Annotated in this window: 23 protein-coding genes, 1 other RNA gene and 1 pseudogene; 4 read left to right on the top strand and 21 right to left on the bottom strand. The window is 31.6% G+C overall.

Going from position 1 to position 19398, the window contains the following annotated elements; genetic code table 11:
• Positions 1–2: 2 nt before the first annotated feature.
• The 5 genes from nusB to potA all read right to left on the bottom strand — a co-directional run bounded on the left by nusB (position 3) and on the right by potA (position 4217).
• The gene (gene nusB, locus N7548_RS03755) at positions 3–371 is read right to left on the bottom strand and encodes a transcription antitermination factor NusB (protein ID WP_263608092.1); all 369 of its coding nucleotides are present in this window, start codon (positions 369–371) and stop codon (positions 3–5) included.
• Positions 372–474: 103 nt separating this feature from the next.
• Positions 475–1551, bottom strand: a complete 1077-nt coding sequence (locus N7548_RS03750; RefSeq protein ID WP_263608091.1) for an ABC transporter substrate-binding protein — start codon at positions 1549–1551, stop codon at positions 475–477.
• Between the two features lies 1 nt (position 1552).
• Complete coding sequence (locus tag N7548_RS03745) at positions 1553–2338, bottom strand: ABC transporter permease (RefSeq protein ID WP_263608090.1); 786 nt, start codon at positions 2336–2338, stop codon at positions 1553–1555.
• A complete protein-coding gene (locus N7548_RS03740; RefSeq protein WP_263608089.1) occupies positions 2335–3156 on the bottom strand; it encodes an ABC transporter permease in 822 nt (273 codons plus the stop codon). The genes N7548_RS03745 and N7548_RS03740 overlap by 4 nt, the downstream gene beginning before the upstream one ends.
• A 2-nt stretch (positions 3157–3158) precedes the next feature.
• Complete coding sequence (gene potA / locus N7548_RS03735) at positions 3159–4217, bottom strand: spermidine/putrescine ABC transporter ATP-binding protein (protein WP_263608088.1); 1059 nt, start codon at positions 4215–4217, stop codon at positions 3159–3161.
• A gap of 261 nt (positions 4218–4478) precedes the next feature.
• On the opposite strand from potA, the gene N7548_RS03730 reads away from it, so the two are divergent.
• The 3 genes from N7548_RS03730 to N7548_RS03720 all read left to right on the top strand — a co-directional run bounded on the left by N7548_RS03730 (position 4479) and on the right by N7548_RS03720 (position 6860).
• Positions 4479–5192: a DNA alkylation repair protein gene (locus N7548_RS03730; protein WP_263608087.1), complete on the top strand. Its 714-nt coding sequence runs from the start codon at positions 4479–4481 to the stop codon at positions 5190–5192.
• 54 nt (positions 5193–5246) lie between these two features.
• Positions 5247–5594, top strand: a transfer-messenger RNA (tmRNA) gene (ssrA, locus tag N7548_RS03725).
• Positions 5595–5687: 93 nt separating this feature from the next.
• Positions 5688–6860: an AbiH family protein gene (locus tag N7548_RS03720; RefSeq protein WP_263608086.1), complete on the top strand. Its 1173-nt coding sequence runs from the start codon at positions 5688–5690 to the stop codon at positions 6858–6860.
• A gap of 454 nt (positions 6861–7314) precedes the next feature.
• Here N7548_RS03720 and N7548_RS03715 read toward each other — a convergent pair whose 3' ends face one another.
• From N7548_RS03715 to N7548_RS03695, 5 genes are all read right to left on the bottom strand, one after another.
• Positions 7315–8409, bottom strand: a complete 1095-nt coding sequence (locus N7548_RS03715) for a site-specific integrase (protein WP_263608085.1) — start codon at positions 8407–8409, stop codon at positions 7315–7317.
• Between the two features lie 307 nt (positions 8410–8716).
• Positions 8717–9136 (bottom strand): hypothetical protein, encoded by a 420-nt coding sequence (locus N7548_RS03710; RefSeq protein ID WP_263608084.1) that lies wholly within the window; start codon positions 9134–9136, stop codon positions 8717–8719.
• A 546-nt stretch (positions 9137–9682) separates the two neighbouring features.
• On the bottom strand, positions 9683–10342 hold the full coding sequence (locus tag N7548_RS03705) for a hypothetical protein (protein ID WP_263608083.1): 660 nt from the start codon (positions 10340–10342) through the stop codon (positions 9683–9685).
• Between the two features lie 67 nt (positions 10343–10409).
• Positions 10410–10688 carry a hypothetical protein gene (locus tag N7548_RS03700; RefSeq protein WP_263608082.1) on the bottom strand — a complete coding sequence of 93 codons (279 nt, stop codon included), beginning with the start codon at positions 10686–10688 and terminating at the stop codon, positions 10410–10412.
• Positions 10685–10915 carry a helix-turn-helix transcriptional regulator gene (locus N7548_RS03695; protein WP_263608081.1) on the bottom strand — a complete coding sequence of 77 codons (231 nt, stop codon included), beginning with the start codon at positions 10913–10915 and terminating at the stop codon, positions 10685–10687. The genes N7548_RS03700 and N7548_RS03695 overlap by 4 nt, the downstream gene beginning before the upstream one ends.
• A gap of 178 nt (positions 10916–11093) precedes the next feature.
• Here N7548_RS03695 and N7548_RS03690 point away from each other — a divergent pair, with 178 nt between their 5' ends.
• The gene (locus N7548_RS03690; protein ID WP_263608080.1) at positions 11094–11765 is read left to right on the top strand and encodes a helix-turn-helix domain-containing protein; all 672 of its coding nucleotides are present in this window, start codon (positions 11094–11096) and stop codon (positions 11763–11765) included.
• Positions 11766–12063: 298 nt separating this feature from the next.
• Here N7548_RS03690 and N7548_RS03685 read toward each other — a convergent pair whose 3' ends face one another.
• The 11 genes and pseudogenes from N7548_RS03685 to N7548_RS03640 form a co-directional block, all read right to left on the bottom strand.
• Positions 12064–12975, bottom strand: a complete 912-nt coding sequence (locus N7548_RS03685) for a hypothetical protein (protein WP_263608079.1) — start codon at positions 12973–12975, stop codon at positions 12064–12066.
• A gap of 685 nt (positions 12976–13660) precedes the next feature.
• Positions 13661–13984 carry a hypothetical protein gene (locus N7548_RS03680; protein WP_263608078.1) on the bottom strand — a complete coding sequence of 108 codons (324 nt, stop codon included), beginning with the start codon at positions 13982–13984 and terminating at the stop codon, positions 13661–13663.
• Positions 13985–14092 (bottom strand): annotated as a pseudogene (locus N7548_RS08950) (RHS repeat-associated core domain-containing protein); the annotation flags it as partial.
• 40 nt (positions 14093–14132) lie between these two features.
• Positions 14133–14615 (bottom strand): hypothetical protein, encoded by a 483-nt coding sequence (locus tag N7548_RS03675; protein WP_263608077.1) that lies wholly within the window; start codon positions 14613–14615, stop codon positions 14133–14135.
• Between the two features lie 112 nt (positions 14616–14727).
• Positions 14728–15162, bottom strand: a complete 435-nt coding sequence (locus N7548_RS03670) for a hypothetical protein (protein WP_263608076.1) — start codon at positions 15160–15162, stop codon at positions 14728–14730.
• Between the two features lie 25 nt (positions 15163–15187).
• Entirely contained in the window at positions 15188–15529 is a 342-nt protein-coding gene (locus tag N7548_RS03665; protein ID WP_263608075.1) for a hypothetical protein, read from the bottom strand.
• A 71-nt stretch (positions 15530–15600) separates the two neighbouring features.
• Positions 15601–16293, bottom strand: a complete 693-nt coding sequence (locus N7548_RS03660; RefSeq protein WP_263608074.1) for a hypothetical protein — start codon at positions 16291–16293, stop codon at positions 15601–15603.
• A gap of 186 nt (positions 16294–16479) precedes the next feature.
• Positions 16480–16944 carry a hypothetical protein gene (locus tag N7548_RS03655; RefSeq protein ID WP_263608073.1) on the bottom strand — a complete coding sequence of 155 codons (465 nt, stop codon included), beginning with the start codon at positions 16942–16944 and terminating at the stop codon, positions 16480–16482.
• Positions 16945–17034: 90 nt separating this feature from the next.
• Positions 17035–17283, bottom strand: coding sequence for a hypothetical protein (locus N7548_RS03650; RefSeq protein WP_263608072.1), 249 nt, complete (start codon positions 17281–17283; stop codon positions 17035–17037).
• Positions 17284–18408: 1125 nt separating this feature from the next.
• On the bottom strand, positions 18409–18753 hold the full coding sequence (locus tag N7548_RS03645; RefSeq protein WP_263608071.1) for a PIM8 family immunity protein: 345 nt from the start codon (positions 18751–18753) through the stop codon (positions 18409–18411).
• Positions 18754–18841: 88 nt separating this feature from the next.
• Positions 18842–19264 (bottom strand): hypothetical protein, encoded by a 423-nt coding sequence (locus N7548_RS03640; RefSeq protein ID WP_263608070.1) that lies wholly within the window; start codon positions 19262–19264, stop codon positions 18842–18844.
• Between the last annotated feature and the right edge of the window lie 134 nt (positions 19265–19398).

Genomic DNA, 19398 nt, shown 5'->3' with positions numbered 1-19398 from the left:
TATCACCCGAGTCGTTTGGAGATGTTGTCTAGTAAGCGGTTGGTAAAAGCGGATTGTTTTTCATCTTCTAAATTAGAGTAAGCTTTGGTGAGTTTTATGGCTTCATTGATGACGATTGGTTTCGGTGTATCGGTATACATCATTTCATATACAGCTAGTCGAATGATGGCACGGTCAACAAAGGACAATCGTTCAATGGTGTAGTTGACCAAGGTATCTTTGATTAATTGGTCAATTTCAGCTAAATGGGCTAAAACCGCGTGGTACAAATCATAGGATTCTTTAAATGGTTCAACAACAATATCCCCACGAAGGTCTTGTTGATATAAAAATGTCATGGTTTCGATTCTGATTTCGTGTCTTGTTTGCATAAGTAAACCTCAATTCTTTTCCATTTTACCATAAGAAAGGGAATTATTTAATTCTTTAATAAAAAAGGACGTCACTAAAGTGACATCCTATAGGCTTTATCTATTACAATGCACGAATTCTCGCCCAAGCATCTGAAATGAATGCTTTGGTCGTTGGTACATAACGGAACACTTCATCATTCGTGTGGATCACAACATTATATGCATTACGGTATTCGTAGAAATCTGAGCTTTCCGAAATCATCGCTTCATAAACATCTTTTCTTGGACTGGAATACATGACATATTCGGTGTTGAGAGTCGCTGATTCTGCTGTGAGGACATAATTGATGAATGCGTAAGCCAAATCGACATTTTTCGCATTCTTCGGAATGACCAACGCGTCTACCCAAACGTTTGTCCCACTGTTTGGTACGAAGAAATCGAGTTTTTCTTGTTCACTCATCAAATAGATGGCATCCCCTGAATACGTTAGGGCTAAATCGTAGGTGAGTGAAACCATGTCATCGAGGATTTCATCGGTTAAAAAGACCACATTGTTTTTATTGGCCAAATCCATCAACCAGTTTTCCGCTTCATTAAGTTCGGTTTGAGTCGATGTATTCATCGAATAACCTAAACTCTTTAACGCGACCATGAAGCCATCTCGAGCTGAATCATAAAACGCAATTTCATAGGAGGATGATTTGAATATATCCCATTCTTGGGCTTCAAGTTCACTTTGGGATACGACATCCTTGTTGTATAAAATACCGACATTCCCCCAAAAATACGGGACCCCATAATCGAGTAAATCAAAATCAAGCGCATTTAATATAGATACCAACCCTGGTGCTAAATCGGTGTTCGGATTGAAGTTTTCAATCTTTGACCAATCCAATGTTTGAATGAGGTCTTCTTGTACCATTTGTTCAATGGCATAATCGGAAGGGATCACCAAATCAAACGCTTGTGTTTTCATTTTAGTGATGGCCGATTCATTGGATGCGAAAGTAGACATCGTCACACAGACGTTGTGCTCTTCTTCAAATCCCCTTAAAATGGCTGGGTCAATGTATTCACCCCAGTTAAATAGGTTGAGTTTTTCTTTATTGATGCAGGTGATGCTTCTGACCACACCACAACCAGACAATGTCACACTCACCAACGTGAGTAATGCTAAAACCAATGTTTTTTTCATGTTATTCAATCTCCTGTTCGTTGTTTTGGTTCGATTTCAAATATCGATAAGTCACCACCACGCCAATGATGACGATGATGATGGTAGATAACGCATTGATGGTGGGTTCAACCCCACGTCTTAATGTATATAAGTAGATGCTGATGTTGGTAGCCGACCCAGCGGTAAAGTACGAGATGACGAAATCATCAAAACTCATGGTGAATGCGATGGCTGCTGCAGCGAAAATCGCGACCTTGATTTGTGGGAACACGACCAACCATAAAGCTTGAACTGGGGTTGCCCCCAAATCGTTCGCTGCTTCCGCGAGATTAGGATCCAAACTTTTAACCTTTGGATACACCGTAATCACGACATATGGGGTACAAAACGCCACATGGGCTAGCAACATGGTCGTGTAACCACGGTCAATCTGGAATGAAACAAATAGTAACAATAATCCCACGGCAGTGACAATCTCTGGGTTAACGATAGGCACGTTATTGACCCCAAGCATCACATCTTTAAATACCTTTTTCGATTTCGACAGTGAAATCGCTGCGAGGGTTCCGATGAATACTGAAATCAATGTTGCGAGGACCGCGATGACAATGGTCATAATGACCGCTGTCATGATATCGGTCGAATCAAATAATTTTTCATACCATTTGAGTGAAAATCCACCCCAATTGGTCAAACTCTTATTCTCATTAAAAGAGAAAATGATTAGTGAAAAAATTGGTGCGTAACAAAACGCGAGGATGATCCCAATATAAGATTTGGATATCCAGTTTTTAAGGGATTTCATTCTTTAGCCCCCTTATTTCGATCGAGTTTCTTGGTGAAGATGACCATCGCCATGATGACCAAAGATAGGATGATGGCGATGGCTGAACCATAACCCCAGTTACCTGCAGTGAGGAAACGGTCTTCGATGAGATTGCCTATCAAATATCGGTTTTTACCCAAATATTTAGGGATGACTAGCGTGGTTGCTGCTGGGAGTAATACCATCGTGATGCCTGATAAGACACCTGTAATCGATAATGGTAAGGTAACTTTTAAAAATGTTTGAAACTTATTCGCACCCAAATCATCGGCTGCTTCATAGAGTTTTGGATCAATCTTGGACAAAACGGTATAAATCGGTAATACCATGAATGGTAAAAATACATACACCATCCCAGTAATGATAGCGATATCTGTACCTAACAAGGATGCATTTAGCATTTCAAAGATTTGCTTCCAAGCGAGGGTCCTTAACAACATATTGACCCACATCGGTGCGGTAATCATGAGAATCAGTAATGTTTGTGTTTTCTTATTCGATTTGGTAATCAAATATGCGGTTGGATACCCAATAAATAACGTGACCAATGTGGTATAAATCGCGAGTTTAATGGAATCTAACATTGTTTTAATGAAGGCAGGTTCGTTTAAAAACTGTCTAAAATAGTTAAATGAAAAGGAAATAAATAAGTCATTAACGCGTTCTGAAAACGCGTAAAACAATATCAATATGAGCGGAATGAGGATGAGGAAGAATAAAACCACATAATAAGGGCTCCCCATCAGGTTTAAATCCCTTAAACTGAGTTTATTCTTCAGTGGTATCGCCTTTTTCATGCTTACCATTTTTCCATCACGTGGACATCTTCTTTGTCGAATACGATGGATACCTGTGACCCTTCCGCGTGGTACTTGATGGTATGAATCGTGTAAATACGTTCTGGTGTTTTCACATCAATCTCATAATGAACACCTTTGAAAATGATGGAATCTACAATGCCTTCAATGAAACCTTGGCCTGGTTCGACAATATCTAAATCCTCTGGTCTTAAGACAATGTCGACCACTTCATTCTTTTTGAATCCATAGTCAACACAAACATAATCTTTACCATCAAAGTGAACCAAATAGTCGTCTTTCATGATGCCTTCGATGATGTTCGATTCGCCAATGAAACCCGCGACAAATCGGCTACTAGGTTCATTGTAGATATCTTCTGGTGTGCCTACTTGAAGGATTTCACCCTCATTCATGACCACGATTTTGTCGCTCATAGTTAGCGCTTCTTCTTGGTCATGGGTAACAAATATAAAAGTAATACCCGCATTGCGTTGGATTTCTTTAAGCTCATATTGCATCTCCTGGCGGAGTTTTAAATCGAGTGCAGCGAGTGGTTCATCCAGTAACAATACTTGAGGTTCATTGATCAAAGCCCTCGCAATCGCGACCCTTTGTTGTTGACCCCCAGACATCTTATGGACACTTCGGTTTTCATAGCCAACCAAACCAACCATTTGAAGGTATTTAGACACCTTTTGTTCGATCAAAGCTTCACGCGCTTTAGCTGGCATCTTTTGATATTCTTTTTTCAATCTCAATCCAAAAGCAACATTTTCATACACATCTAAATGGGGAAACAATGCATAGCGTTGAAAGACCGTATTGGTTGGTCTTTTATGTGGCGGCAAATCCGCCACAGATTCGCCATTAAATAGCACTTCACCGGAGGATGGTTTTTCAAACCCACCAATGATGCGAAGTGTGGTTGTTTTTCCACAACCCGATGGACCTAAGAGGGTAACAAATTCGTTTTCATAGATGTCCAAATCGATGCCCTTTAGTACCACTTGACCACCAAACGCCTTGGTGATACCTTTCAATTCAATCAATTTTTTCATACAATACCCCCAATAAGACGTTATCCGTTTTTCATTAACAAGAATAACCATAAACCGATAGGTCAGTCATTCCGCCAATGTTTAGTATATATAAACTTCGGGTTAAGCAATAATAAACCTAAGTCAATACTATTATATAGTAATGTGTTTCATTGTCAACCCAAAAACAAAAAATTATATAGATCCCCTTACAAATCCAATCCTTCCCTGAATGATTTCGATTGTTTTTATGATATGATGTGGTTAGTTAGGAGTGATACTTTGACCGAACTAAATCGAATATATAATGACTTATTAACCTTGATAGATGAAGGCACATATAAAAGACTTTCTAAACAGCCTAAACCTTTTCAATACATCGGCGTGAAAATGGGTGACTTGAGACAATACGCATCGAAACTACCAAAAAACAACGCATTGGCTGATGCGTTGTTCGAATTGAATTACTATGAAACCATGTTATTAGCAACCATGATTGTTGATCCAAACACATTGGATTCCACCAGAGTGGTTGATTGGTGCTTAAAAGCAAACTCAAGTAACATCGTCGATCAAGGGATTGCAAACTTCTTTTTGGATTTAAACGATGCCGACTCAATACTCAAAACGCTCTCGATTGCTACTAATGAACACCTTGAATATGCCTTTTTCGCATTACTTTCGAGTTATTTCAGATCACAACCACTGGAGTTGATCGATACTGTTTACTCAAAAGCATGGCTAGATAGAATACGTGACACCATTCAAAATAAACCCTTATCCATCCAAAACGCGATGAATAATGCTGTGGTATCGGCAGGTTTACATGTGCCTTCTTTAGTGACGTTAGCCACCCTGGTCGCATCCCATATAGGCTATGTAATGCCTTTGGTTGCGAGAAACAGTTGTAATATCCAAAGTGCGAGTGATTATTTGGTTCGCTATGGTGATAACCCAAAGTATTCTAGGGTAGCTAGACTTAGACAATCTAAATAGATTGGTTATTTATTCTTGATTTACTTAACCAATTCTTATATAATGATTGCGCATGGGGATGTTCTCTGGATTCGTCAGGGTTTTAAATGTGATATAAGCATGTCTTGGTTGTGCAAGTAAAAACACCGAGGTTATTAATAACCGGAAACCAAAATTTACAATTCGCTGCTTAAGAAAAAGTGCGAGCCAACGCTAGGTTTTCTTACGACTTAGTCTAAGGCACAAAACAGTAAGATATATTGTATTGTTGCCACCTTAAGCAATTCAATGAATCAATAAGGTTAGTCTAGTGATAATATGTCAATCTATGATTGCTAGATGAAAACAACTGATTGACTAAACATGTAGAAAGTATCACAGGAAAAATCATGCACAGGGGTTCGACTCCCCTCATCTCCACCAGTAATTTCATGGCTCTATAGAGCCATTTTGTGTATATAAATGTATTGCCCTTTAAATCTGCCCTTATTCTAGAAATCGTAAGGAGAACGTGTAATGAAACTCTTAATTATTGGCAATGGATTTGATAAAAAATGCAAACTCAATTCAAGTTTTAAAGATTACTTTGAAAGTTCAATTACTAACAAAATTGATTTTGGATTTTTAACCGGCAGAATATCAGCTTCAAGTATTAGAGGTTTTATTGTTGCAAATAAAAAAAATTTGTCCAGTATGAATATAATTGACATTCTATTAATGAATGCTTATTATGATAAAGATCCGTTATGGTCAGATGTCGAAATGTACATCTTTCATCTTGTTTATCAAAAATCAGACTCTAATGGACTATTAGTTAATTCTTACTGGGAAAATCTTAGAATAATACTTAATCGTGAAATTTATAGTTACGATCACTTAATCAACAATAAAGACATTTTAACAACGGCTTTAGATAAAGATAAATTCATACTGATGACTATGATTTATTACTCATTATTGGATCAAGAAAAAACAGAAAGTCCTGATTCATGGGTGAGGTTCCTCAACAAAGAGGTACATAGGTTTGAAGACAACTTTAAAGAATATTTATATGCTCAATCTGAGAACAATGAATTATATAAGAATAATTCTATTAAATTATATGATTTCTTTTTTTCCACTATTGGCCAAGGATTGGATATCCATAGTAATTTTAGAGTCTTATCATTTAACTATACTGATGCTCCATCACCATATGATTCAGTTACAACTTATGTTCATGGCAAATTAAGTCATAATAGGATAATAATTGGTATTGATAGTTCTAAATTTGATTATAATCAGCACGGTTACTTATTTAGTAAAACATACAAAAAGGTAGAACAACTTCTGTTGCCTTCTAAAAAAAATCAATTTGACATTATGGAAAATAAGTATAGCCACATAATGTTTTTTGGGCATTCTTTAAATGAACAGGATTATTCTTACTTTCAAACTATTTTCGATAAGTTTGATTTATATAACAGTTCTATCGCATTAACTTTTTATTATTCATTTTATGAGGGTAAAGAAAAAAATGATATAGAAATGGATCAAGTGAAAGCTATAACAAAACTTATAGAGAGTTATGGAAAGACTTTGAATAATAAATATCAAGGGAAGAATTTACTTCACCGCATGATTAATCAAAATCGAATCAATATAATTTTTTTGCCTGACATTGATACACTTCAATTTATTACAAAATAGACAACCATCAAGGTTGTTTTTTTATTGCTCAAATTTCATATTTTGAATACACGAATGAATAGCAATACTTATTATAAAATAATAAGGATGCATCACAAATTGTTCACAATCCAATTACATAGGGTTTGAATCATGATAGATTAGTTAAATTATCGTTTTATTGGTTTAAATTATTCTCGTATGTTCAATAATAATGGATTAGATGCACAACATCACATTAATTTATAATCCATAACATCGTTCTTATGTATTTATGATAGAAATTCTGATGTCTTTTCTAATGGATAAATATTTCCGAAAAAATTTTTTTGTGTATAAATAATGATTATATATAATCATTTATTGACAAAGACAGTTTTTCACAAAAAAACATAAATAATTGTCATTTATTGATACTACTCGATATCACATTTAGAATCTAAGAAATAAAAAAGAGTGCTTTTACACTCTATCTTTATTCATCATCAAAAGCTGAATTGATTCTATTTTTTCTTGTATCTTTTTCTAGCTTAGTGTAAATATCTAAAGTCGTTTTAACTGATGAATGACCGACTTGATCTTTTGTTGTTAATGGATCGACATTTTTATAAAACAGCATGGTTATATATGAATGTCTAAAGTCATGAATCCGAATAGTATGTAAACATGCAGCCTTTGAATAATGTTCGTTCTTTCTTCTAATGGTTGTTTCCGATAGAGGCTTTTTATAACCGAAGACGAATAAGGATTTATTATTTCCATAAAAGTCGCTCAAAACCGATACATTCAACTCTAGTAGTGGATTAATCTCTTTCTTTGGATAGAATACTTCACGATTTGAACTTTTAGTTTTTGGTTGTACTAGTATTGGTTTTCTATCAAAGGTTTTATTGCTAATTTGTTTATTGATTACTATTGATCCTTTATCCGTATCGATGTCATTCCATTTTAATGCTCTGATTTCACCAATTCTTAAACCAGTATAGAATAGCATCGTAAACAATAACTTATATTGGTTATCATTAATTACACTTTGAAACATCTTAAATTCATCTTCAGTATATATACCAGATTCTACGCTTAATTTATCATCTCTAAAAGATGGCTCACTTTTGACTACATTATGTTGAATATCAAACTCATCCATGGCCAATGAAAACATCGATTTGAGATTAGTTAATAACTTATTCTTATACCTGGATGAAAAACCATGATTGTCTAATTCATTTCTCCACTTGTTAATGTGCGATTTAGTAATCTTTGTGAAGTCTAAATTTTTAAATGGTTCAAGTAGCCATTTATCCAATATCTTTTTAATACCATAATATGTGGTTGCTTTCCATTCTTTTTTCTTTTGATACAAATAGAAATCATAAACCGTTTTAAAACTAAGTTCATGTTTTTTTAAACTATTTGTTAATTCATACTTTGATAAGAATTCTACTTCTGCTTGTCTCGCTGCTTTTCGTGTTGTAAATCCACGTTTCTCAATCTGTCTATTTTTACCACGTTCATGATCATATACATAAACTCGATATGAATACTTATCACCACGTTTACAAACTGCCATGAAATCACCTCGTTTCTATGTTTATGAGGGCATTTTTAAGGGCAAATAATTATTGATTCAATTAAAACACGATAGCAAAGCCAATATAAGAAAAATGGCGGAGATTATTTGAACTATCATTAATTTTCAACATGTATTAATGCATGATATAACCGCCGTGTAAGATAGTGTGAAGTGTGAACACAAATATGATAAATCATATTGTGTGTACACTAACTCTATAAGATTTTTATTCTTTCTTCGATTATCAAATAATCATAGTTGATTAAACTAACAAAAGCTGATTGTTGATTACTTTCAATACATACTATTTGGACACGGACCAAATTCTATAAACAATTTTACCGAGCAAATCGTATCTTTTTGTTTTCATAGATATTGTATTATCGCTTAAGAACTGATCATAGTAATCACTAAATGAATACTGTAATCTACCTGCTACCATGCGAACTTCTCTTAAACTCACAAAACCAGTTTTTTTGTTAATCAATACTACATGATCTCCAGCTTTTAAACTCTCAGCTGTTATACTTGAATCAAATACTACAGAGTCATTTTTAAAATAGTGCATTTCACGATATGCAAGTAAATCTAAATTAATTTTGAAAGTGTGCAAAGGACGATTTTCTTCTGACCACTCATATTTATTATTCATTAGATACACGTCTCTTTTTGATAATGTGATTACTTCGATGTTGTTATTTAAAACATTAATTGCAGCTTGCATTTTTATTTCTCCTTGTATGTTGATATTTTTCTGCATTTACGAAACTTTTTTTATCCGATATCGAATATATGAAATTTGAATGATGTCTTCTTTTTAAAAATCTAACCCATTCTTTAACTTTTAAAAGATTGTCACAAAATCCAAATACGGATAATGATTGATCGTATTTTACTCGATATATGATGTATCCTGTTTTATTAACCACGATTTACCTCTTTATGTTTTGATTTTTAGATTTAAATAATTATAAATCCTTTTTTTACACGGTGATGGATTTATCCAGCACATAATATAAAAAGATGTACTAACAAAGATTCTAAAAGGCTATAAAGATATAGTGTGTAAACTTATTTCCATTTTTCTTATACAAAAGTAACATTTTATGTAAACATTTTTCCATTGTCATGTAACCTTTTTTCATATGATACCCTATCTATACCCTATCTATACCCTATCCATGGGGCATAGGAGGGCCTATGGGGAGCCTATTTACTGATGGTCTAATATGTAAACTTTATTCCAAATATTGGAAATTATTTTACATATCTATTTTGAGAATGGCAACTCTTTGAATGCTCTTTCACTAACAAAGTAATCTAAGTGTTTACAAGATACATATACTCTTCGATTATCATCTTTTGATGAACTACCATAATATATTAGTTTCTTGTTTAAAAGACTCCTTAATGTCTTATAATAGGTTTTTGTGTGTACAGTTAACCACGATCTATAATAGTTATCACTTGATTGAAAAGCATATTCATTACTTCTAGAATAACCAGATATTAAAGCAAATAAAATTAATTCGTGTGAGGAAAGATTAAATTCATTTACCATATATGGTTCTACCCAAATATATTTATCTTCGTTAAGCTGTTCTAAATCAAGGTTTGATGCAAGATGTCTGTATTGAAATGAACGTTCTATATATGCATCTGATCTTGCAAGTGCGCATAGAATACTCTTTACTCCATTGCGTTGCTTTGAAACTAACTTTTCACTGATTAATTGATTCAATATCTTATCTACTTGTTGCCTGGTAATATTCAACCAATTAGTAAAATATGAATATGTATTGTTGAATTGCTTTTCATTACTATGCAGCGTAAACTCTCTAATTATCGAGAATATTAGCAATGCATTACCAGATAAGTTTGTCTCTTCGACAACTTTCGGATAGATTTTAATATACCCAGTCTTAACCACATAATGAACCTCCTTTCATTTTGTTTTTACGAATACTATTCATACAAGTCATGAAATAAAAAGATAATCATTTCTTCACTTCCGCTAGAATTTTTTTCATTGCAGAATTTAATATTTCATTGAATGAAGATATATATCTATCAATCGTGCTTTTTTCTGAATCACTCAATACTTTAATCATTGCATATTTTTTTAAGGCATTTGCAATGTTAGAGTAGTATCCATGATAAATTTTTCTCGTATCATTCTTACGATCAACCCTTTGAACTGGCAAAGATTCAATTAGTGTATGATTACCAATTCCATCAATTTCAATTGTGAAACTATCATCAATTGTAATAATCATTTTGAACCTTCCTTATTATCAACAAATAACGATTCAACACTCACACCAAACAGTTCAGACATCATTTTAATCTCAATACTACTGAATAGTGTTTTGCCATTTAATGCTGCATTAATAGAATTTTCTGATTTGTTCAAAAACTTAGCTAATTGTTTCTGACTAATTCTACTTTGTGCTAAACATCCTCTAATGTAATCCAAATTTAAACCTGTACTTCTTTTTTTCATTTGGGTATCCTCCTTTTTTTTGTAATTACTCCAAATATTCACATATATTTTACTACATAGAAAAAAACAATTCAACAACATTTTTGGATTTTTTACAAATATATTGTGATTTCACCTAAATTTTATTAGAATTATTGTAATAACTACAAATTTTTAGTATACTTAAGTTGGTGATATTATGACCCCTGGTGAAAAGCTAAAATTGCTTAGGAAAGAGAATATGCTCACATTACATGATGTAAGCCTTGAAACATTAATAGATATTGGAACGTTGTCAAAAATAGAGTCTGGGATATTCGGACTTAATCAAACAAACTTAACCAATCTTGCCAATTTTTACGGAGTATCTGCGGATTATATATTAGGAACTGATGTTTATATTTTGGATAATTTCCAAATTGGTGACATGATTCACTTCAATGATATTAATCAGGTAGTTCATGTATACAAATCAATATCAAATGGGTATATAAGAGATCAGTATCCATCTATTAATGTTAGAAAGGATTTCAATCCTTACATCGTTTTTCAAGTCAAAGATGACACAATGTTAAACAAAAAGATAACAAGAAATGATATTGTATTTGTCGATACCACTGCAAAAATCAAAAATAATGATATTTGTCTTGTAATGTATAAATCAGAACCTTATATAAGAATTATCAACATTGACAATCAAGTTCTTAAATTTGCTAAAGATGATGATGATCCTGATAACATTACATTCGTTACACTGAATAGATTGATTGATGACAATACTGTAGTAATTGGTAAAGTTTCCATAGTTATGCACTATGAAACAATAAATCACTATCTAGATTCAAATTATGAGATAATTGTTTTAGATTGAAAAACTCACCCTTAAAACGCCCTTAAATACTCTTATTTCATATGTCTACTAAACTATGCATTTTAAACAATAAAAATATAAAACGGCTTACATAAGCCGTTTTAATTACACTAGAAAAATGTATATTTATTATTAATAACTCCCCTCATCTCCACCAACAGGCACAACATTCATATTAACTGATTATCTTATCAGGTGATATGTATTAAATACTAGGCCCCATTAGGGTCTTTTATTTTTGATCTGTTAAAATACAAATAAAAAGACTTATTGTTTGACGAATGATAGAACAATAAGTCTAAAATTTTTTATTTTTTAATATACTTACCAAACTATATACAGAAACTAGAATTTTTAAAATCCCTGAAACAATAAAAACTACAAAAAATAACATATTTAATCTTATATTAAAATACATAGTATTCATTGTAAAATAATATCCAATCATGAGTGCTGCAGATAGTATTTGGAAATGAAAGATCCACTTATTAGTTTTTTCAAATAATCTTTCAATTCCAAAAAAACCAAAGAAAAACCAAACAAGAATTTTAGATAGTTTTGTAAGGTCTATGTTTACTATTTTTTGCATTTTACTTATTATACTATTAAAAAATACATATAGAATAACAACTGAAGAAATGAAAAGATAACCTCCCTTTAATAAAATAAGCAATTGATAAATGAAGTCAAATGGTCTAGGTTCAAATAAATTTGGTGTGTTAATACTCTCGTATTTAACTCCTAAAAACCATAAAAGGTGAATAATACTCAATATGATTAAAAATAAAACATGGACAATCAAATAGTATTTTCTATCTTTGAATTTCATAATTAGGAGTATGACGGCTATGAATAATGCAATGATTATATTAAATGTTAAGGCAGTAATAATATTTTGTGAATTCATTAAAATAGGAAAAAAATAGTCACCAATACCAATATGACTAAAAGATGCAATCAAAGTATAATTAATTATTAAATTGAATAAAAGCACAGTGGAAAAAACCACTTCAAAAAAATTATTTTTATGATAGTACAGAGGGTATATAATCAGTAGATTAAATGAAATGATATAAATTATTGGATAATCTATTAAGTTATAGGTGGTAAAAGATGTTATATCAAATCCACTAGAAGCAAAAATTGCACTATATAAAATCACAAAAAAACAAATGAATAATCCAATTAAGTACACAAATTTATTCTTCATGAAATCCACCCCTAAATATTATACTTATAATAATTATATCATAGGCTTATATCTAATTTCATATCTTATTTTTCATTTGTATAACGACATGGTTTCATTTTATAATTATACAATCTATAAAAAAGAAAAGAAAGCTATACTTATTTGGTGGTTCAACTCCCTCATCTCCACCAAGACGAATGAAACGGCTTAACTAAGCCGTTTTAATGTTTTTTTAGGTTTATAATTATTATTTTAATTGACATTTTATATATTTATATTTGAATATGTTAAAGGGTTTTATAATCAAAATAGAATCCATAGTTCAATCGATTATCAAAAACCTGATCAAATGTATTACTCAAAGTAAGAAATTCTCACTTATCGTGTCCACTTTAAGGTATTAAAAGCACTTTTTAACTCGCATATTGGATAAAGAAAACAACATGTAAGACTATTGAGATTATGCTTATTATGAACACGATGATTGCAATTATGATTGTTCTTTTTTTATAGCTTATTTCACATAAGTATTTATATATAGGATTAGAAGAAACAATAATTAACGCTGAACTAATCATAAGGATTGTAAACAGAAATGGAGCATTACTCCAGCCCATTCCCATTTTATCAGTAATAATATAACCAAACACCGAAAATGACAATGCCATTATAATTAGAATTCCCTGATTTCTCTTTTCTTTAGTCATATTAATACAAATCCTCCACTGTATACCAAAACGACAATCCAATAATGTGTCTTCAACTTAAATCCACCATCCTTTATTGTGTAATAAATAGCTGCTGCAATCTGTGGTATATTCCAAACAACAGAAATAATTAAAAGTGCTATACCTATCGCAATGATAGCAGCTCCTAATGTAGATAACACACCAGTTCTTATCAGACTTAGACCCCAAAGAAGCAAATGCACCATAGCTACAGAAGAATATTGTCCAAAACACATTTTAGCTATTTGTATCCATGCGGAACCACCTATGTAAGTTTTAGCAGGTGCTAAACCGCTCATATCAATATTAGTGATTGGATTGTTTACCCTATAAGCATACATATTAGTTGTTAGAATATCGCCTTGTTGACAAAAATAACCATCACTACTTATGAATCTGCTTATTTCGGGGTTGTAATATCAACTATTTAAATATTACTTATTGATTTTAGAAACATATCAGTACTATAAATGTTAACAAGGTACAAATCGTGACCCAAAATGTAATAGCGCCTAATACTGTAAAAATACTTCTTTCCTCATAGGTTACAACATTGAAACCACATAAATTATTAGTTTCAAAGAAATATTGATCACATATGATGTTTTTCCTTACACGTTTCATTTCAATTGATAGCGTAACATCATCAGTAACGTTCAATTCAAATTCGAGCTTAGCATATTTTCCCCATCTTCTGGGTAAATATCCTGCATCAACTGTATTTATTAGTAAGTCAAACAACGTTAATAAGGCTGCAAAAAAGAAAAACTTGTTATTGTAAAAATGGAATTGTGAGATTTCAAATCTATGTAATCCATTGTCTATTGTTATGTCGTTAATATCATCAATTTTTTTATTATCAATAGATAACAATATCTCATCGTTTATTGTATTAGTGCATTTATTTCTTAACACTGTGATTTTACTCATATAAAGCCTCCTATATGGTAATCCAACCATCGAGTTTCCAGTCAGATTTTAAGCATATCATGGCAATAATTCCACCTACCGAGAAAAAAATTAGTTAATAAGACGATAATTGCTAACTTATCATCGTTTTAAATTGATTTTTTACTTCTAAAACTGGACAAATCTCAATAATTTTCTTAATAGTTTTGTCATTTGCTTCAAAGAGAAAGTCATAATTTTTATCAAACGCTATTTTATACCTTTTTATAATATATCGATAATTATACTCGATTCCATTTATTTGTGTCCAAGTAAATTCTTTTGTAGCATGAAATAAATCCGTAATATGAATATTATTTGATGTGAATATAATCTTTCTTCGACTTCCTTTTAAAATAATAATTAACACCCATATACCCCATCCTGATACTAATATTTGCAGATAAACTATAAAGTTCCACGCTTCTTGTACATTAGGTAGAAAATTAGCGATTGCTATAATTGGGGAGAATATGATTACAAACAACATTCGTATATTTGTTACACTATATTGACTGATTCTAATCATTTTAATGTCCTCCTGATAAGGAAATTTAAATATAAATTGTCTGAATAAAACTTCTAATTGAATTTATTATTCTATTTATATCTGAACGCGACGCACGATAGTTTTTCCTAATTGGTATTAAAGCTGTAACACATCCATGTAGGTGCCCTTCAGCTCCTGAAATTCCAAGACCTAAATTTAATGTTATTCCAAGTGGTCCGTTTTTATCAAACATGAGTTCAACACCACCACTAAGCCCTAAATCAATTGAACCACCAGCTACGATGCTTAATCCACTCAGATCGTAAATTGTTTTTCTCCACGAGAAAAATGGAGACCATGTGACACTTACTGATGGAGAACCTATTCCAGAACCGGCCGTAATCAATAAACCTTGATTACCTTTACTATCAATTACCCACCAAACATACCAGCCTGTAGCACTTTTAATAGAAAGAACTACTTAAATTGATAATCCTTATTACTAATGTAATACCTTAAAAGGATATCTTCTCTTTTTTTAGATAGAGTGGTAAATAGAATTCCATAATATCTCGTTGTACACTCATAAGTAGGTGGTGTAATAGAATAATTACCAACATATATCAATTTGTTAAAAAATCTACTTGATGTTTCCCAAAGATAAGAGGTATAGTCAAACTTTTTATCGTTACTGTTCCGATTAAGTCTGATATATTCACACGCTTCTATTTCATTGACATTCTTCGGAAGATTCTTATCTGGTGTGATTTTCATATGAATAATTGGAAAAACATCCTTATCCATTCCTTTATTAAAATCATGATCACCGATTTTATGAATGATAATATACCTACCATCAAGACCGTTTTCTTTAGCGAAATCTCCATTTAACTGGTATGCATATGTATCGCCCAACTTCCAAGCATTTCGGTAGTATTTGTAAGGAGATATCTTCTTCTTTTCTGGCATTGGAGAGTTCAGTTGATTCATTAATTTATCCAAGACTTCTTTTCTCTTTAATCCTAATTTAGGATTTTCTTCAGACCACATTTTTAGATGTTCGCCGTCTTGAATGTATTTCACTGCTTTTTCTTTAACTTCAGGGAGTAATCTACCTAATTTCCATTGTGTATCCGCTAAAACAAACCAAAACACAGGGCCATCATACATATCATTGATCAGCCATTGACTATCCTTGATTAGTTTTTTGGTCGCTCTTCATTTGATAATCCTACCATTAATAATTCTTTGTATAAAAATTTAACATCTTGTGCGACGTCATCTGAATATAATCCTGTACCCCATGCTCCCATATGGTCCTCTTTCTATGGATTTATCAAATTCCATATTTCATTATTACTTATCATCAATCTCTCCACACTTCACAGCTCCGATTCTCGTGTGTTCTAGATACAAAAAAGTATATTCTTGATTTAAATTAACATGATCATTAACATGGAGTTCTATTGTTTTTTTAGTTTCTCTTATATAAATCTTTGGAAAATTATTAATCTGGTCACCTGTTTCTGTTTGGTTTTTAGCAAACCCAACAACTCTTCCAACCAGTTGTTTATAATTATTTGAACGTATTTGTTTAAAGTCTTTTAATAGTTTTACGAGAAAATTTGTAAATACAACTATTACAAAGAAACATGTGAACGGAAGGAAGAAAACACGTATCATTGCTTCAATGTCATAATTTGGTACTTCAAAATCGTCGATAAGTGACCATACCATTGCCATGAATGATACAATTAAAACGAATAAATCTATGACTAATGTTGCGTAATATTCTTTTTTGATTCTATCAATTGGACTCATGCTTTCTCCTTTTCTTTAATCGAAAAACCTCATCATCCATTTAAGTATGTCTCTTCAAAATCGTTCCAAAATCCTCTTGTTATTCCACAATCATTGATTAACACCATAAAAATCAATTTTAATTATTAATCTACTGTTTTTTAAATACGAAGCTTTAACATAATCACCCACAGCTAAATCACCAACTGTCATACAATAGTATTTTTCACCATTAATCGTTATCATTTTTGCAAATACTACTCTATCTTTATGCATGTAGCGTGGTGAAAATGTAACTTTTTCAATCTCTTCGATTTCCCCATCGATTATAATTGCGCTATTTTTATTATCATTTAACATCTTCACACCATATCTTAACGATGGAGCGAATACTATAAGCAATATAATACAAATAATTACTGAAATTGAAAAGTCAAACTTAAATTTAATAGTTAAAGGTGTCTTTAAATTTAAAGAGTAAATTATCATACCTAGTATGACTACTACTGAAATTGCACACATTACCAATGGTAGGATAAATAAGTTATTAAAATATTCGTAATATGAAAACGCCATTTTTTCTCCTTCATTTCCTTTTAAAATTTTAATTAAGCAGTCCTTTTTCTAGTAAAGGATACTGAGTCATAATAAATATCTTCTCAGCACTAAATGGTACACTCACTTTAGGACTATCATAATACCCAACATTCATTTTGTTTAAAAGGTTCACTTGTTTTGTTTATTGGATGAAATGAAAATTCAAATCCTGCACCGATTACTCCTCTTTTAACAGTAGAAATAACAATGCGCTGATACGAATGTATAAATAACTCAATAGGATTTCACAAATGTTAATACCGATATTTTGTTTCTTTATTCTATCTTTTTGAATGTGACGTCTTTAGCCGAAACTGTAAACCAAAAAAACCAAAGAATGCTACTAATAATAAATGTTGATCCATTAATCAGCCATAATAAATTATAGATTTGTAACAACCAAAGTCTAATCATATTTACAACTGCAAGAACTATGGCTAACAAAATAAGCAATAAATTAAATCTTTTTTCAGAGTATTTTTCTAACTTGTATCGATTAAAATATAGAATGGTTGCAGCTGTGTAGGGTCCAACTAAAGGTATAAAAGCTATTTGTCTTATTTTTCTCATTTTACTATCCGAATTCGTCATATCATTTCTCACTCCCTGTTCAATACTCGTTATGTGAAATAGTCATTTTATTTCTTTTATTGTTAAAATTATCACGATTATTATAAGTGAACAATTGAATATGATTTGAATGATTACGTCCTTAATGAAATAATCGCTATTCATTGCGAGCAAGATCAAAGCATAAGGTAATAATAACTTTGATAACTTTTTAATTTTTTCTAGCTTCATTTTTTCCTCACTTACTTCATTTTGCTTTTAATACCTTAAAGTGTACACAATTACGTGAAATTCATTACTCTATATTCATACTGGATTTCAAGATTTGTCGAATACTTCTTCATAGGATTCACAATAAAAGCCAATCATACCATTTTCATAATCATCAACATGGAATTGATGTTCTTTTTCATAGCTATTGTGCTTTGTAATCTGAACACTAGACAAACAATTAAAACGACCGCCAATATATTTTAGATTGAAATCTGTAACATTATAAAATTTGATTCTTAAATCGCCATTACTTATTGTCTTAAAATGGATGAGTAAATTTGATTGATAATCATATGCCTCATTTAACTCGATTTTATAATCTATACCAAAAATACCAGTGATGTCATCGAGAAAAAAACCATCATTTGTTGATTTTGTTGTCATTTTCATAAACTTATTTTCTCCTATTCATCATACGATTTGATTGGTTATAAACCGTCATTTCGCATAAAAAATATGGTAACCTTAATCATTCTTCCTAGTTGGTGCTACTTCCGTCAGCTGAATATTTGATCATTATGTTATCAAATATATCGACATCTAGAGATATTCTATCTTCTCTTATGAGTTTATCATCTCCATTACGATACTCCATATGATATTTAGAGATTAGGTGGTAATCACCGTTGTGATAGATAATCTTGATGGCATATCCATCGAGCGTTCCAGGTGCCCCAAATGTAGTCTTTATATTCAATTGAAGGAAATCATCTATGAATGACGATAGATTTACTTCTTCAATCACCTTAACCGTAACACCAGTTATTGATTCATTATAAATCATCAATTCTATACGCTGTGTATCGGTTACTAAATCATCTTTTGAGAAATTAACTATCTTAGAACAGCTTGACATCATAATGGAAAATAAAAGTATAAACACTACATAATGCTTTTTCATGAATGGTCAATCCTCCAAACTTCTGTACGACATCTTATTGGTAAAATCGTCTTTACTCATTTTTCAAATCATCGGATATTTATATTCATTTTTTAGTAAGTGGAATAATCATTTTTTAGTTAATCATTGGTATA

The sequence above is a fragment of the Paracholeplasma manati genome (genome assembly GCF_025742995.1).
Taxonomy (GTDB): domain Bacteria; phylum Bacillota_I; class Bacilli_A; order Acholeplasmatales; family UBA5453; genus Paracholeplasma; species Paracholeplasma manati.
This window is presented reverse-complemented; position numbering and strand designations above follow the sequence as displayed.